Here is a 14,989-nt window from a genome sequence, read left to right as displayed (position 1 = left end):
GTCAGGCAGTGACGACCTGCGCGGTGCCGAGCGGTGCCTCGGGGCCCATCTCTGCGGCGATCCGGTTGGCCTCCTCGATGAGCGTCGCGACGATGTCCGCCTCCGGCACGGTCTTGATGACCTCGCCCTTGACAAAGATCTGGCCCTTGCCGTTGCCCGACGCGACACCGAGGTCGGCCTCGCGGGCCTCGCCGGGACCGTTCACGACACAACCCATCACCGCGACGCGCAGCGGGACGGTCATGTCCTTGAGTCCCTCGGTCACGTCTTCGGCCAGCGTGTACACATCGACCTGGGCGCGGCCGCACGACGGGCACGACACGATCTCGAGCTTGCGCTCGCGCAGGTTCAGCGACTGCAGGATCTGGTGGCCGACCTTGACCTCTTCAGCGGGCGGCGCCGACAGCGAGACGCGGATCGTGTCGCCGATACCCTCGCCCAGCAGGATGCCGAACGCCGTGGCGCTCTTGATGGTGCCCTGGAAGGCCGGACCCGCCTCGGTGACGCCGAGATGCAGCGGCCAATCCCCCCGCTCGGCGAGCTGGCGGTACGCCTTCACCATGACGATCGGGTCGTTGTGCTTGACCGAGATCTTGAAGTCGTGGAAGTCGTGCTCCTCGAACAGTGAGGCCTCCCACACGGCGCTCTCGACGAGGGCTTCCGGGGTGGCCTTGCCGTACTTCTGCAGGAGTCGCGCGTCGAGCGAGCCGGCGTTGACGCCGATGCGCAGCGAGACGCCCGCGGCCTTCGCCGCCTTGGCGATCGCCCCCACCTGATCGTCGAACTTGCGGATGTTGCCGGGGTTCACCCGCACGGCGGCGCAGCCGGCATCGATCGCCTGGAAGACGTACTTCGGCTGGAAGTGGATGTCGGCGATGACCGGGATCTGGCTCTTCTTCGCGATGATGTGCAGCACGTCGGCGTCGTCTTGCGACGGCACGGCGACGCGCACGATCTCGCATCCGGACGCCGTGAGCTCGGCGATCTGCTGCAGGGTTCCGTTGATGTCGGTGGTCTTCGTCGTGGTCATCGACTGGACGCTCACGGGGGCGTCGCCGCCGACGAGCACCTTGCCCACCTTGATCTGGCGCGACTTGCGGCGAGGGGCGAGGACTTCAGGGACCTTCGGCATCCCGAGATTGACTGCTGGCACGGTCTCAGCCTACGCCGCCTGGATGCACGAGGGCTGGATGCCGCACGGCCGTCATCCGCCCGATCACGCGGCACCGGTGTGGTAGTTTCGCCCCTATGCTCGCGAACGTCACCTGGTGGCCCGCCTCCTAGGCGGTGTGTTCGCGTTCCCACGAATCCAGACCGCCTCCGGGGCGGTCTTTTCGTTGAGCCGAGCCGGAGCCACGCACAGGAGACCCCGATGACCCTCACCCGCCTCGCCGAGCTCACCGCCGACCCGGACGCGTCGTTCGTGCTGATCGCGCGCGACGGCGCCGACACCGTCGAGCTGCTCACCGGGCAGGTCGTCGACGTCGATCTGCTCGCCGACATCCCCCTCACGATCGACGGCGCCCCCCGCGAGGTCTTCGCCCTGGTCCCCTATCGACAGGTGCGGGAGCGCGGCTTCGTGGCGCAGGACGACGGGGCGCCGCTACGCTGCATCGTCGTCGACGAGCACGTGCACCTCGCCACCGCCGAGCTGTTGGCTGCCCTGCCGAACGAGGCGGTGCCGCTGCGCGACGGCGGGTTCGATATCAGCGACGAGCGCTACGCCGAGATCGTCGCGACCGTGATCGCCGAGGAGATCGGCCGTGGCGAGGGCGCCAACTTCGTCATCCGTCGCGACTACACCGCAGAGATCGACGTCGACGACCGCACCGCCGCGCTGACCTGGTTCCGCGCGCTGCTCGCCCACGAACGCGGCGCATACTGGACCTTCGCCGTGGTGACCCCCGGCCGCATCGCGGTCGGAGCGAGCCCGGAGGCCCACGTGGTCGCGCGCGAGGGCGTGGTCACCATGAACCCGATATCCGGCACCTTCCGTCACCCTGCGGGCGGGGCGACGCGCGAGACGCTCTCCGACTTCCTCTCCTCCACGAAGGAGACGGAGGAGCTGTTCATGGTCGTCGACGAGGAACTCAAGATGATGAGCGCCGTCTGCTCGGACGGCGGCCGCATCACGGGCCCGCACCTCAAGGAGATGTCGCGGCTCACCCACACCGAGTACATGCTGCGGGGGGCGAGCCGCCTCGACCCGCGCGACATCCTGCGCGAGACCATGTTCGCGCCGACCGTGACCGGATCGCCGATGCAGAACGCCTGCGCCGTGATCCGTCGGCACGAGGCGAAGCCGCGCGGTTACTACTCGGGGGTCGCTGCGCTGTTCACTCCGAATGCTGACGGCGGTCATGACCTCGACGCCCCCATCCTCATCCGCACCGTGTACGTGCAGGACGGCGCCCTGAGCGTGCCCGTCGGCGCGACGCTGGTCCGCCATTCCGATCCGCATGGGGAGGTCTCGGAGACCCACGGCAAGGCCGCCGGCGTGCTCGGCGCCATCGGGGCGATCGATCGCGACGCAGCCGCCGAGGCACGGGAGGACGCGGACGAGCCCGGTGCACGGCGCGCACTCGCCGACGACCCGACCATCGCCGCGCTGCTCTCATCGCGCAACGCCCGACTCGCCGACTTCTGGATGAACCCGCAGGGCGAGGACTTCACCGGTCCGTTCACCGGGCGCACCGCGCTGGTCGTCGACGCGGAAGACCGGTTCACCACGATGCTCGCCCACCAGCTCCGCCACCTCGGGTTGGACGTGGCCATCGCTCCGTGGAGCGCAGTGATGGATGCTGAAGTGGACTCGGCGGACCTGGTCGTGGCCGGCCCCGGTCCGGGTGATCCCCGCGATGACACGAGCCCCCGCATCGCGCGGATGCGCGAGATCGTCGCCCGCCGCCTCGACGCGCGTAAGCCGCTCCTGGCCGTGTGCCTGAGCCACCAGATCCTCGCCGATCGGCTGGGGATCGACCTCGCCCCGCTGTCTGCGCCGCACCAGGGATTGCAGAAGTCGGTGCCCGTGTTCGGCGAGGACGCGTCGATCGGCTTCTACAACACCTTCACGGCGCGAGTGCGGCCGGGCACGACCTTGGTCGCGGATGCCGATGTCTCAGCGGATCCGGAGAGCGGTGATGTCTACGCACTCCGCGGCTCGGGCTTCGCGTCGGTGCAGGGGCACCTGGAGTCGATCCTGTCGCGCGACGGCATCCGCACGCTGCACCGCCTCGTCGAGCACGCCCTCGACTGAGCGGACCTCGGCGCAGGATCAGCCGCCGAGGAGCTTGACGGGGTTGAAGAGGTCGGCCACGACCAGCAGCGCGCCCATCGCGATCAGCAGGACGGCGACGACCACGGTGAGCGGCACCAGCCGCGTCGCGTCGACGGGAGCCGGGGGCGGGCGACGGAAGAGCCGGGCCCAGGCCCGACGGATGCCGTCCCACAGCGCCACGACGATGTGACCGCCGTCGAGCGGGAGCAGCGGGATCAGGTTGAACACGAAGAGCGCCACGTTCAGGGTGCCGAGCAGACCGAGGAGCACGGAGAACCGGTTCAGGATGGGCGCGTCCGTCGCCGCGACCTCGCCGGCGATGCGGCCGACCCCGACCACGCTCAGCGGACCGTTGGGGTCGCGTTCGCCGCCCGTGACGAGTGAGACGCCGACGTCCCACAGCCTCACCGGGAGCGTGAGCATCAGCGAGCCGACCCGAGCCGCCGTGTCGCCGGCCATCTCGGGACCGGCGATGAGGGGCTGCTGCACGAATCCCATCTGCGCGCCCATGCCGACGAAGCCGACCTCCTTCACGACCGGCTGTCCATCGCCGTCGAGGAGCGGCTGTCCGCTCGCGTCGGTGAGCGTCCGCTCCGCCTCGACGGGTGTGATGCTCAGCGTCTGGTCCTCGCCGTCACGGCGGACGACGAGCTCGAGGGTCTCACCCGGAGCCGCCTGCACGATCGCCGTCGCCTCGGCGAAGGTCGACACCGGGCGTCCGTCGATCGAGACGAGGACGTCACCCGGCTCGATGCCCGCCTCGGCGGCGGGGCTCGCCGGATCGCTCGGCGCGCACTTCGTCGCAGTGGAACCGGCGGGGAGGACGCATTCGTTCACGGAGGCGATCGTCGTGGTGCCCTGCTGCACGCCGATGCCCGCGACGAGCACGGTGAAGATGATCACCGCGAGAACGAGGTTCATGAGCGGCCCGCCCAGCATGACGATCACCCGCTTCCACACCGGCAGGCGGTAGAACACGCGGTCCTCCGCGCCCTCGGCGATGGTCTCGTCGTTGGCCGAGCGCGCATCCTGCACGAGTGAGCGGAAGATCCCCCTCGCAGGTCCGGCGGTTGTGGATGCCGGGTACATGCCCGACATCGAGATGAATCCGCCGAGCGGGAGAAGCTTGAAGCCGTACTCCGTCTCACCGATCCGCTTCGACCAGATGCGCGGGCCGAAACCGATCATGTACTGGCCGACGCGCACGCCGAACAGCTTCGCCGGAACGAGGTGTCCGATCTCATGCAGGCCGATCGAGAGCCCGAGGCCGATCAGCATGAACACGATGCCGGCCAGATAGAGCAGTGCTTCCACTCCCCCACGCTACTGCCCGCCGCCTACGAATCCGCCGACATCCCCTCCGCCGCCCCGAACGGCGTGGGTTCCGCGGGCGGCTAGGGTTGATCCGTGACCACCCGCCAGCTGCGACTTCTGCGCGCGGCTTCGGCATCGGCGGTGGCCACCCTGCTCGCCGCCGTCTCGCACACCGTGGCCGGGGGTGCCGCACCGCATCCGCTCCTCATCCTCGCCGTCGCCGTCCTGCTCGTACCGGTCGCGGCTGGCCTGATCGGCATCCGTCACTCACGGACGCGCGTCGCCGCCACCGTTCTGGTGAGCCAGGTCGCCTTCCATGCGGTGTTCCAGGCGCTGGGCGCGCCGACCGCCGGCGCGCCGGTGCTCGGACACACGCATCACCTCGACCTGGGATCGCTGGGCCCCGCCACCCCCGCCGCCGCACCTGACCTCGCGATGCTCGCAGCACACGTGCTCGCGGCCGTCGGCACCACGGCGGTGCTGTGGCACGGCGAGTCCGCGATCCGTCTGATCGCGGCCTGGATGCTCGCGCGTCTCCGTCGAGACGTCACCCCCGCACCCGCATCGCACCGGCGCCCCGCGGCACCCTTATCGCTCGCACCCGTCGCGCTCGACGACCTTCTTCCTCTCCCGGTCTCCCGCCGCGGACCGCCCCAGCACACCTGATCGCCGCATCGCCTCCTCGTCGAGGTGTCCTTTCCCGCGGGTCGTCGCGCCTTCGTCGCGCCCCGCACACGAGCAATCAGGAGTATCACCATGCGTTCTTTCTTCACCCCTTCCTCCCCCGCCGCCCGCTCGCCCCGACGTGCGCGGCGCACGACCGTCGCCGCCGGCGTGGCGGCCGGCGCGATCCTCGCCCTCGCCGTGCCGGCGATGGCCAGCGCGCACGTCACCGTCAGCCCCGACGAACTCGTGGCGGGAGACCACGGCGTGCTCACCTTCGCGTTCTCGCACGGGTGCGACGATTCACCGACGACGTCTCTGCGCATCACGATGCCCGAAGGCCTGGCATCGGTCGCGCCGACCATCGACAGCGACTGGACCATCGACGTCGAACGGGGCGACGACGGCCTTGTCAGCGCCGTGACGTACACGGCGGTCACCCCGGTCCCCAACGGTCTCCGCGGGGCGGTGACCATCGGCGTGGGCCTCGACGAGGACACACCCGAGACCCTCGCCTTCCCGGTCGTGCAGACGTGCGAGACGGGGAGCACGGAGTGGACCCAGCTGGCGGAGGACGGCGAGGACTCGCACAGCCTCGATGCTCCAGCGCCGGTCGTGCAGGTCACGGCCGCAGACGGCGAGCACTCCGAGCACGCGGCCGATGAGCAGAACGCCGAAGCGGATGCCGACAGCGGCACCGTCGCGGCATCCGACCCCACCGCTGTCGTCCTGGGCTCGGCCGGGCTCGTGGCAGGACTCGCCGCCCTCGTGGTCGCGGTGCTTGCCTACCGCCGCAAGGCCTGATCCGCGGGTGCGTCCCCTCCCGGAGCATCCGGGAGGGGACGCACCCCGCAGCCTGCGAGCCGTGCCGCATCCGGGCAGGGCGATCGAGGCGTGAGATCATGGAGGCGACATGTCGATTGAACAACAACCGAGCCTGCCTCCCGTGCTCCGCCCCGCGAATCCGCCCCGGCGCGAGCTGTCCGCACTTGCCTCCCGCTTCGCCGAGGAGGTGCACGGTGATGCCGAGGGCGTGTCCCTCACGGGGATCACACTGGCCACGGCCGACCTCCGCCCCGGCGAAGCCTTCGTCGCCATCCAGGGCGTGAACCGCCACGGTGCCGAGTTCGCCGCGACCGCCGCGGAGAAGGGCGCCGTCGCGATCATCACCGATGCAGGCGGTGCCGAGGTTGCGGCATCCACCGGACTCCCGGTGCTCGTGGTCGCCGACCCGCGCGGGATTCTCGGAGATCTGAGTGCATGGGTCTACGGCACGGGTGCCGGCGACCCGCTCCCCCTCCTCTTCGGGACGACGGGCACCAACGGCAAGACGAGCGTCTCCCATCTGCTGGAGGGCATCCTCGACCAGCTCGGCGTGGTGACGGGGCTGTCGTCGACCGCCGAGCGGCACATCGCCGGCGAGGTCATCGTCTCGCGCCTCACGACGCCCGAAGCCTCCGAGATGCACGCCCTGCTCGCGCTGATGCGCGAACGCCGCGTCGAGGCCGTCGCCGTCGAGGTCAGCGCCCAGGCGCTCTCACGGCACCGCGTCGACGGCATCCGCTTCGACGTCGCCGGGTTCACCAACCTCAGCCACGACCATCTCGACGACTACGCCGACATGGAGGAGTACTTCGAGGCGAAGCTGCCGCTCTTCCGTCCCGATCGCGCCGTGCGCGGTGTCGTGTGCGTCGACTCGCTGTCGGGCGCCACGGTCGTCGAGCGCGCGGAGATCCCTGTCGTCACCGTCGGGACGCCGGCCATCGCCGCGGATCCCGCAGCGTCCGCCCGAGCCGACTGGGTCGTGTCCGTCGACGACGAACGCGCCTCCGGCACCACGTTCACGATGACGGGTCCTGCCGGCACACTCACCACGACGGTGCCGGTCATCGGACCCCACATGGCAGCGAATGCCGCCCTGGCGATCGTCATGCTGCTCGAGGGCGGGTACGAATGGGATCGGATCGTCGCCGCCCTCGGCCGCGACGGCGGTATCAGCGCTCATCTACCAGGGCGCACGCAACTCGTCTCCGGCGACCGCGGGCCGGCCGTCTTCGTCGACTTCGGGCACTCGCCTGACGCGTTCGAGAAGACGCTCGCCGCCGTTCGCCGCGTCACGCCGGGCAGGGTCCTGATGCTGTTCGGCGCCGACGGCGACCGTGATGCGAGCAAGCGCTACGACATGGCCAGGACGGCTGTCGAAGGCAGCGACATCCTCGTCGTGACGGATCACCACCCCCGCTTCGAAGACCCGGATTCGATCAGGTCCACGCTCGTCGCCGGGGCGAGGACCGCGCGGCCGGATGCCGAGATCCACGAGTTCTCCCCGCCGGAGCGAGCCATCGAAGCGGCAGTGGCGATGGTCGGCGAGGGCGACGCAATCCTCTGGGCGGGCCCGGGCCACCAGGACTACCGCGACATCCGCGGCGTCCGCACCCCGTACTCCGCCCGCGAGCTCGCGCGACGCGCCCTCAAAGCGGCGGGGTGGCCCGTGCCGGATTCGGCGTGGCCGGTCCCGTACCCCGCAGAGGATTGAACCTGCGGGGATGCCCGCCGGTCAGTGGCGCGCGATCTGTGCGTCGGCCATGCGTCGAGCCCACGATTCGGCCTCCGCGAGCGATTCCACGGTGAGCGACGGCGGCGGCTCGTGCGCATCGACGACCCGGGAGATCGTGTCGACGATACCGAGGAACGTCAGACGGCCTTCGTGGAACGCGGTGACGGCCTGCTCGTTGGCTGCGTTGTAGACGGCGGGGAAGGTCGCGCCGGCTCGCCCGACGGCCTTGGCGAGATCCACCGCGGGGAACGCAGCGTCGTCGAGCGGTTCGAACGTCCATGACGTCGCCGCCGACCAGTCGATCGGCCGACCGACGCCTCCGACCCGACTCGGCCAATCGAGACCGAGGGAGATGGGCAGCCGCATGTCGGGGGGCGAAGCCTGCGCGATGGTCGATCCGTCGATGAACTCGACCATTGAGTGCACGACCGACTGCGGATGCACGACGACTTCGATGTCGTCGTACGCGATGTCGAAGAGCAGATGAGCCTCGATGACCTCGAGGCCCTTGTTCACGAGGGTCGCGGAGTTCGTCGTCACCATCCGGCCCATGTCCCACGTGGGGTGCGCCAGGGCCTCCTGCGGGGTGACGTCCGCCATCTCCGCGTGCGAACGCCCGCGGAACGGGCCCCCGGATGCGGTGACGACCAGCCGCCGTACCTCGTCGTGCGTGCCGCTGCGGAGGGCCTGGGCGATCGCAGAGTGCTCGGAGTCGACCGGCACGATCTGATCGCGTGCGGCGGCGGCGAGCACGAGCTCGCCGCCCACGATCAGCGACTCCTTGTTCGCGAGCGCCAGCGTGCGACCGGCCTCGAGCGCCGCGAGCGTGGAGCCGAGACCGATCGACCCTGTGATCGCATTGAGGACCACATCGGCCTCGACATCGCGGACGAGCTGTTCGGCCTCCGCAGCGCCGAGAGCGGTGTCCTCGACCTGGAAGCTCGCGGCCTGCTCACCCATCAGCTCGGCGTTGGATCCCGCCGCCAGACCGACGAGTTCGAACCGCCGCGGGTTGGCGCGGATGACGTCGAGCGCCTGCGTGCCGATGGAACCGGTTGATCCGAGGACGATGATGCGACGCATGGGGCCAGCCTATGGCACCGCGTCGATCGGGCCCGGGTTACTGAACCTGCTCGAGCGGCGTGGTCGCGAGGATGTCGACGACGAACGTGAGCGTCTCGTTCTGCAGGGCATTGCCCTCGGATGCGCCGTAGCCGTCCTTCGGGGGCATCGTCACCACGACCTGCGAACCGACCGTCTGTCCCTCGAGCGCCAGCTTGAAGCCGGTGACGACGCCGGTGGTCGGGAACTGCGCGGGTGCGGCGTCGCGGCTCCAGCTCGAGTCGAACTCGGTGCCGTCCGACCACTTCACACCGCGGTACTGGACGGTGACGAGGTCACCCTCGCCGACGACGGCGCCGTCGCCCTTCTTGAGCACCGCGACCTCGGTCTCGGTGGGCGCGTCCGCATCGGGCAGAGTGATCGTCGGTGCGCCGGAGTCGTCGAGTTCGACGGCCGGGAATCCCTCGGTGGGCTCCTGGTCGCTGCCCGTTGCGACAGTCGGGAGTTCCTCGATCGTCTCGACGAAGAGGACGCTGGGGTTCGACCCCTCCTGGGCCGCCGGCAGCGTCAGCACCGCGCTGGAGCCGACCGGCAGGCACTCGGCCGCGACGGTGAAAACCGTCGACTGCGTCGGGTCGACCATCTGCTGCGGCTGCTGCACCGCGAGAAGGGTTCCGAGCACGCCGTCGGGACCGCGCTCGGAGGTGCTGAGCACCTCGTTGGTCGTGGCGTCGACGAGCTGGTACCGCAGCGACACGAGGTCGCCGGGGTGCACCTCATCGCCATCGCCCTCGGAGATCACGGTGCGCTCGGCCTCGGTGAACTCCGTGCCGGAGGGAACCGTGACCTTCGCGTCGGCTCCCGATCCCTCGACCGTGACGGCATCCGAGCCGGCGCCGGAGGGGAGATCCGCGAGGCACGAGGCGTCCGGAGCGGACGTCGGGTCGGCAGTGGCGTCAGGTTCCGCACCGCCTGCGCAACCCGCGAGGAGCAGGGTCGCCGCGGCGACGGTGGACAGGACGATGAGCGGACGCTTGCGCACAGTGAGACCTCGGGATCGCGGGCGGGACACCTCATCATGCCCCATGGCCCTTTGTCCGCGCTGGGAGACGCGCGTCGCGCCCTCCATTCCCGCCGGGGCATGGATGCGGAGGTAACCTGCTCTGATGACGTCAGAGCAGTCCGTCGAGCCCGATTCCTCGCCCGCGGAGTCCGAGCAACCCCGCCACGCCGGTTTCGCCTACTCTCTCGGCCGCAGCCTGATCACTCCGCTCGCGCGGGTCGTCTACCGTCCTCGCATCGAGGGTCGCGAGAACGTTCCCCGTAGCGGTGCCGTCATCTTCGCCAGCAACCACCTGTCGTTCATCGACTCGATCGCGATCCCCGTCGCAGCTCCCCGACCCGTGCACTTCCTCGCGAAGTCGAGCTATTTCGAGGGCACCGGCGCGAAGGGATGGCTGAGCAAGACGTTCTTCGAGTCGATCGGCGCGATTCCCGTGCGCCGCGGTGCGGGTCAGGCCGCTCTCGACGCGCTCGATCTGCAACGCCAGCTGCTCGACGAGGGGCTTGCGGTCGCCCTGTACCCCGAGGGCACCAGATCCACGGACGGCAGGCTCTACAAAGGCCGGACCGGAGTCGCGTTCCTCGCCCTGCAGACCGGCGCTCCCGTCGTCCCCGTCGGGTTGATCGGCACGGACAAGGTGATGCCCGTCGGCGCAAAGCTGCCAACGCTCTCCGAACGGATCACGGTGCGTTTCGGCGCGCCGCTCGACCTCTCGCCGCATGGCCCGGCAACCAGCGGACGCGCTCGTCGGCTCGCGACGGACGAGATCATGGCGGCGATCCATGCGCTCTCGGGCCAGGAACTCGCCGGCGCCTACAACGAGGCTCCGGCTCAGAACACGATCGAGAAGATCAAGCAGGTACTCCCCCACGAGCGCCGTTGATGCCCGTGCGATCGGTCTCGACGCCTGCGTGGCCGGTCAGGACGCCTGCGCCGTGACCGTGGCCTCGTGCCGCACCGGGAAGTTCATCGAGTTGGCGATGAAGCACCACTCGTTCGCCTGCGCGTGCGCACGCTCGGCGGCATGGACCATCGACGCATCGGCGACGACGACCTCGGGGCGCAGCATCACCTCGACGAACGCGCCGCCGCCTGCGCCGTTCTCGCGCATGAGGCCCGAGGCTGTGTCGCGGTAGGACAACACGACGACTCCCGCGGTGACGCACGCGTGGAGGTACGACAGCAGGTGGCATTCGGAGAGCGAGGCGAGAAGGAGGTCCTCCGGGTTCCACCGCGAGGTGTCGCCCCGGAACGGCTTATCGGCCGACGCGAGGATCTCGGGTTTGCCGTCGACCTCGAGTGTCACATCACGTCGGTAGTCCCGGTACCCGCTCGTCCCCGCGCCGGTGTTGCCGGTCCACGTCGAGGTGAGTGCGTAGCGGTGCTCGCCGAGAGCCACGGATCGTTCTGCCATGCCCTCAGTCTGCCAGCAGCCGCAGACACCGACCCTGCCCACTGGCCAGAACCCCGTATCCCCGAACGGCCGGATTGCAGGGTGGTCGGATGGCAGGAGGGACGATGCCGCGACGATATCCTTGAGTGGTGCCCGAGACTCTCACCGTTCAGGATTCCGTGGAACTAGCCGTCGTCGAGCGCAGCGGGTTCATCGAGTCCCGGCATGCCGGTGCCGCGGTGGTCCTCTCGCCCGACGGTGAGGTCGTCGCTCGGTACGGCGACGCGGACGCTCTCGTCCTCCCTCGATCGAGCCTGAAGCCGCTGCAGGCCGTCGCCTGCATCACCGCGGGGGCACCCCTGGAGGGCGAACAGCTCGCACTGTCGACAGCGAGCCACGTCGGCACCGACCGCCACGCGGGAGTGGTCCGGGACATCCTGACCGAGGGTGGCCTCACGGAGGACGACCTCGAGTGCCCCGCCGCCTGGCCGACCGACACCGCGACGCGGGATGCGATGGTGCGCGAGCACGATCAGCAGGCGCGGATCCGCATGAACTGCTCCGGCAAGCACGCCGCGATGCTGCGGGCTTGCGTCGCCACGGGGTGGCCGACGAAGGGGTACCTCGAGCCCACACACCCGCTGCAGGTGCACATCCGTGAGACCGTCGAGCGGCTCTCCGGCGAGAAGATCGCCCATACATCGATCGACGGGTGCGGCGCCCCCGTGCATGCTCTCACCCTCACCGGTCTGGCCCGCGCGATACACCGCATCGGCAGTGCATCGGATCGCTCGCCCTTCGCGTTGCATCGAGTCGCGGGCGCGCTGGTCCGCGCGGTCCGAGAGCACCCCTGGACCATCGAGGGCCCCGGCCGCCCCGACACCCTCGCCATCGAGACCCTCGGCGTCTTCACCAAGGGCGGCGCGGAGGGCGTCATGGTCATGGTGGCGCCGGACAACACCACTGTCGCCCTGAAGATGCTGGATGGATCGCCCCGGGCGTCGACGCTCGTCGCTGCGACTCTGCTGCAGCGTGCGGGGGCGCTGACCGACGCCGACCTGACCACGCTCACCGCGGCTCTGTCGCTGAGTGTTCTCGGAGGCGGCGCGGACGTCGGGTCCATCCGCGTGTCGCCCCGCATCTGACTGCGTCGACATCCGGCACCTCCGCTCATCTGACAGTTCCCCTCATCCGGCGGCTTCCGAGCAGAGCGCACTGATCGCCACACGCCGCGGCCTCTCGGCTCCCACCACCGACCACAGCCTCCCGGCGTGTGTCCGCGCGTACGGCGGGAGGTCGCGGATGCCGACGAGGTGCCTCATCTCGGTCGCGTTCTCCGCCCGCACGAGCACTTCGCCCCCCTCGCGCATCCTCTGCCAGAGCAGCCGCTCACGCTGCCATGCCTCCGGCTCGTCGACCACGATCCACTGCAGGGAGGACTCGGAGTGGTTGCGGACATCACCGATGCGGGTCACCAGGCAGCTCGGGTAGGCCTGCTGCAGTGTGTCCACGAGCGCTGCGGCACCGGCCGTGACCACCGCGGTCGACGAATGCGTCGGCGTCCAGTCGTGAGAGGGCCGTATCGAGCGGCGCGCCGAGGACGAGCGGAGCTTCTGTTCGGGCACCCACACGAGTTGAACCTCGCGGCCACTCACCCTCGCGCGCCCGGGGGGCAGCTCGCGCGAGTAGGCGGACACCCCGCCGTCAGCCGCGATGTGCTCCACCCTGCTGGGGAGCTGCAGCACCGCCCGCCGCGGCAGCAGCTCGAGCACACGCACCGCAGCGCCGGCCCACCGCGTAGCGCTCATCACCACGGTCGGGGCGCGATCGCCGCGCAGCAGGCGCTCCCAGAGCTGCAGCGTGGCGGCGGCATACTCGGCAGGCATCGCCGCGAGCTGCGCGTCGATGTCGTCGCACAAGATCAAGGACGGTCGACGCGTCGGATGATCGACGAGTCCGACCAGGGCATCCCACCCCGCTTCCGGCTCGGACGGTATCCACACGGCGCCCGGATGCTGGTGGGCGAGGGCTCTCAGCGCGGTCGTGCGCCCCGAGCCGCCCTGACCGATCAACGCGATTCCTCGCTCGGCACCGGGACGCAGCACCTCGAGGGGCTGACTCTGGCGGGCCGGATCGTCCGCCAGTCCCACGATGATCGAACCGCTCGGCGCGTCACCGGCGACCATCTCGAGCGTCACCATGGGCGGCAGCGGCGGGAGCCACGGGCTGACAGCCCGCGTCGCACTCCCCCAGGCCTCCGAGATATTGGCGACGTCTTCAGCCGTGGTCAGACCGATGCGCGTCGCCACAGGAGCGTCGTCGCCGGGTCGTCGGACGAAGGCGAGTCCGCGCGACTCAGATCCTCCGGGTAGCCCGGCGGCATCCTCCGTGCCGATCACCGTCCGGCTGTCGGACGCGTCGCCGACGCGGAGGCTGATCCGCAGTGGGCAGTTCGCGGCGAGGGCATCGCGAATGACGCCTGCGGCGCGCTGCGTGCCCAGGATGAGGTGCATGCCGAGCGCACGCCCTCGAGCTGCGATGTCGACGAACACGCCGGCGAGATCCTGATGCTCCTGCAGCAGTGCGGCGAACTCGTCGACGACGATGACGAGCCGCGGCATGCTCACACCACGGATGTCGCGCGCACCGGCCGCAGCGAGCACCGACTCGCGGCGTCGCAACTCGGCGGTGAGACTCGTGACGCCTCGCACCGCCCCTTCGCCGTCGAGATCGGTGATCACTGCCGCGACCTGGGGGAGATCGCGCAGACCGTCGAACGCTGTGCCGCCCTTGAAGTCCGCGAGGACGAAGACGACCTCGTCCGGGCCGTGTCGACTGGCGATCGCGCAGACCCACGTGACGAGCAACTCGCTCTTGCCCGCCCCGGTCGTCCCGGCGACGATCGCATGAGGCCCGTCCTCGACGATGTCGAGCAGCAGGCTGCCGCGACCATCCCGGCCTACAGCGGCCGGGAGTGCCTCGTCCCCGCGGCGCTGCGGCAGGTCGGCGAAGAGTGCGTGGTCAGGAACGTCACCGTCCGATCGGTCGTCGGTCTTCATGGTCGCGCACACGATCGCAGTCTGCTCGCGCGAAATGCATTCGACGTCGATCTCGACGACACCGACAGCCGTGCGCACGGACGCCCGGGTCGCCCCCGAGATGTCGACCACGGCGTCGACACCCTCGGGCACGGCCTGTTCCCGGTCGAGAATCCAGATGGTCGCGTCTGCCGCCGGCGGGGGGGTCGGCGACGCAGGCGAGCGCGAGCCGGAAGGCACCCCGCCTGGTGGAGCGTCCGTGCGGCAGCGCCGTCAGCCCCATCCGATCGAGACCGCTCCCGACGAGGGCGAGCTGCGCGACCCCGAAGCGCAGGCAGAGTTGTACGACCAGAGCGCGCACCGTGGCGGCCGTGCTCACCTGGTCGCCGCGAAAAGCGACCCCGCCGCCTATCGGCACAGAAACCGGCACATCCTCCACGACGGCGCAGCGCCCACGAAACTCCCGCGCCCGCTCTCCGTCGTCACCCGACGTGCGGACGGTGCTTGCTCGAACGCCCGTGCCCACCACGACAAGGGTCGACGCGTCGATCGCAGTCGACGCCCGCAGCGGAGGCGTGAGCAGCGCGGCTGCGACATCGGGCTCGAGATGCCAGTGCCGGGC

General features: G+C 70.1%; 12 protein-coding genes. 6 read left to right on the top strand and 6 right to left on the bottom strand.

Annotated elements, in window-relative coordinates; genetic code table 11:
- Nucleotide 1: 1 nt before the first annotated feature.
- A complete protein-coding gene (gene ispG, locus FSY98_RS14475) occupies nt 2-1,132 on the bottom strand; it encodes a flavodoxin-dependent (E)-4-hydroxy-3-methylbut-2-enyl-diphosphate synthase (protein WP_144877758.1) in 1,131 nt (376 codons plus the stop codon).
- A 240-nt stretch (nt 1,133-1,372) separates the two neighbouring features.
- On the opposite strand from ispG, the gene FSY98_RS14470 reads away from it, so the two are divergent.
- Nucleotides 1,373-3,256 (top strand): anthranilate synthase family protein, encoded by a 1,884-nt coding sequence (locus FSY98_RS14470; protein WP_144877337.1) that lies wholly within the window; start codon nt 1,373-1,375, stop codon nt 3,254-3,256.
- An 18-nt stretch (nt 3,257-3,274) separates the two neighbouring features.
- On the opposite strand, the gene FSY98_RS14465 is transcribed toward FSY98_RS14470, so the two are convergent.
- On the bottom strand, nt 3,275-4,591 hold the full coding sequence (locus FSY98_RS14465) for an RIP metalloprotease (protein WP_144877336.1): 1,317 nt from the start codon (nt 4,589-4,591) through the stop codon (nt 3,275-3,277).
- Nucleotides 4,592-4,684: 93 nt separating this feature from the next.
- Between FSY98_RS14465 and FSY98_RS14460 the strand changes: the two genes are divergently transcribed.
- The 3 genes from FSY98_RS14460 (at nt 4,685) to FSY98_RS14450 (ending at nt 7,790) form a co-directional block, all read left to right on the top strand.
- Entirely contained in the window at nt 4,685-5,257 is a 573-nt protein-coding gene (locus tag FSY98_RS14460) for a hypothetical protein (RefSeq protein ID WP_144877335.1), read from the top strand.
- A 90-nt stretch (nt 5,258-5,347) separates the two neighbouring features.
- On the top strand, nt 5,348-6,058 hold the full coding sequence (locus FSY98_RS14455; RefSeq protein WP_144877334.1) for a YcnI family protein: 711 nt from the start codon (nt 5,348-5,350) through the stop codon (nt 6,056-6,058).
- Nucleotides 6,059-6,167: 109 nt separating this feature from the next.
- On the top strand, nt 6,168-7,790 hold the full coding sequence (locus FSY98_RS14450; protein WP_186307701.1) for a Mur ligase family protein: 1,623 nt from the start codon (nt 6,168-6,170) through the stop codon (nt 7,788-7,790).
- Nucleotides 7,791-7,811: 21 nt separating this feature from the next.
- On the opposite strand, the gene dxr is transcribed toward FSY98_RS14450, so the two are convergent.
- Together dxr and FSY98_RS14440 are read right to left on the bottom strand one after the other, a co-directional pair.
- The gene (gene dxr / locus FSY98_RS14445) at nt 7,812-8,894 is read right to left on the bottom strand and encodes a 1-deoxy-D-xylulose-5-phosphate reductoisomerase (RefSeq protein ID WP_144877332.1); all 1,083 of its coding nucleotides are present in this window, start codon (nt 8,892-8,894) and stop codon (nt 7,812-7,814) included.
- A gap of 37 nt (nt 8,895-8,931) precedes the next feature.
- Entirely contained in the window at nt 8,932-9,915 is a 984-nt protein-coding gene (locus FSY98_RS14440; RefSeq protein ID WP_144877331.1) for an FKBP-type peptidyl-prolyl cis-trans isomerase, read from the bottom strand.
- Nucleotides 9,916-10,039: 124 nt separating this feature from the next.
- On the opposite strand from FSY98_RS14440, the gene FSY98_RS14435 reads away from it, so the two are divergent.
- The gene (locus FSY98_RS14435; protein WP_144877330.1) at nt 10,040-10,819 is read left to right on the top strand and encodes a 1-acyl-sn-glycerol-3-phosphate acyltransferase; all 780 of its coding nucleotides are present in this window, start codon (nt 10,040-10,042) and stop codon (nt 10,817-10,819) included.
- A 36-nt stretch (nt 10,820-10,855) separates the two neighbouring features.
- Here the strand turns inward: FSY98_RS14435 and FSY98_RS14430 are convergent, their stop codons facing one another.
- Nucleotides 10,856-11,350 carry an OsmC family protein gene (locus tag FSY98_RS14430; RefSeq protein ID WP_144877329.1) on the bottom strand — a complete coding sequence of 165 codons (495 nt, stop codon included), beginning with the start codon at nt 11,348-11,350 and terminating at the stop codon, nt 10,856-10,858.
- 128 nt (nt 11,351-11,478) lie between these two features.
- Between FSY98_RS14430 and FSY98_RS14425 the strand changes: the two genes are divergently transcribed.
- Nucleotides 11,479-12,474 (top strand): asparaginase, encoded by a 996-nt coding sequence (locus tag FSY98_RS14425; protein WP_144877328.1) that lies wholly within the window; start codon nt 11,479-11,481, stop codon nt 12,472-12,474.
- Between the two features lie 42 nt (nt 12,475-12,516).
- Here the strand turns inward: FSY98_RS14425 and FSY98_RS14420 are convergent, their stop codons facing one another.
- On the bottom strand, nt 12,517-14,520 hold the full coding sequence (locus tag FSY98_RS14420) for an FtsK/SpoIIIE domain-containing protein (protein ID WP_144877327.1): 2,004 nt from the start codon (nt 14,518-14,520) through the stop codon (nt 12,517-12,519).
- Nucleotides 14,521-14,989 lie beyond the last annotated feature (469 nt).

This window comes from Microbacterium sp. 1.5R (assembly GCF_007667425.1).
Taxonomy (GTDB): Bacteria; Actinomycetota; Actinomycetes; order Actinomycetales; family Microbacteriaceae; genus Microbacterium.
This window is presented reverse-complemented; position numbering and strand designations above follow the sequence as displayed.

Excerpts from the sequence above, each read along its gene's own strand:
- ispG (WP_144877758.1), bottom strand. The coding sequence starts at position 1,132 with ATGCCGAAGGTCCCTGAAGTCCTCGCCCCTCGCCGCAAGTCGCGCCAG.
- FSY98_RS14470 (WP_144877337.1), top strand. The coding sequence starts at position 1,373 with ATGACCCTCACCCGCCTCGCCGAGCTCACCGCCGACCCGGACGCGTCG.
- FSY98_RS14455 (WP_144877334.1), top strand. The coding sequence starts at position 5,348 with ATGCGTTCTTTCTTCACCCCTTCCTCCCCCGCCGCCCGCTCGCCCCGA.
- FSY98_RS14450 (WP_186307701.1), top strand. The coding sequence starts at position 6,168 with ATGTCGATTGAACAACAACCGAGCCTGCCTCCCGTGCTCCGCCCCGCG.
- dxr (WP_144877332.1), bottom strand. The coding sequence starts at position 8,894 with ATGCGTCGCATCATCGTCCTCGGATCAACCGGTTCCATCGGCACGCAG.
- FSY98_RS14435 (WP_144877330.1), top strand. The coding sequence starts at position 10,040 with ATGACGTCAGAGCAGTCCGTCGAGCCCGATTCCTCGCCCGCGGAGTCC.
- FSY98_RS14430 (WP_144877329.1), bottom strand. The coding sequence starts at position 11,350 with ATGGCAGAACGATCCGTGGCTCTCGGCGAGCACCGCTACGCACTCACC.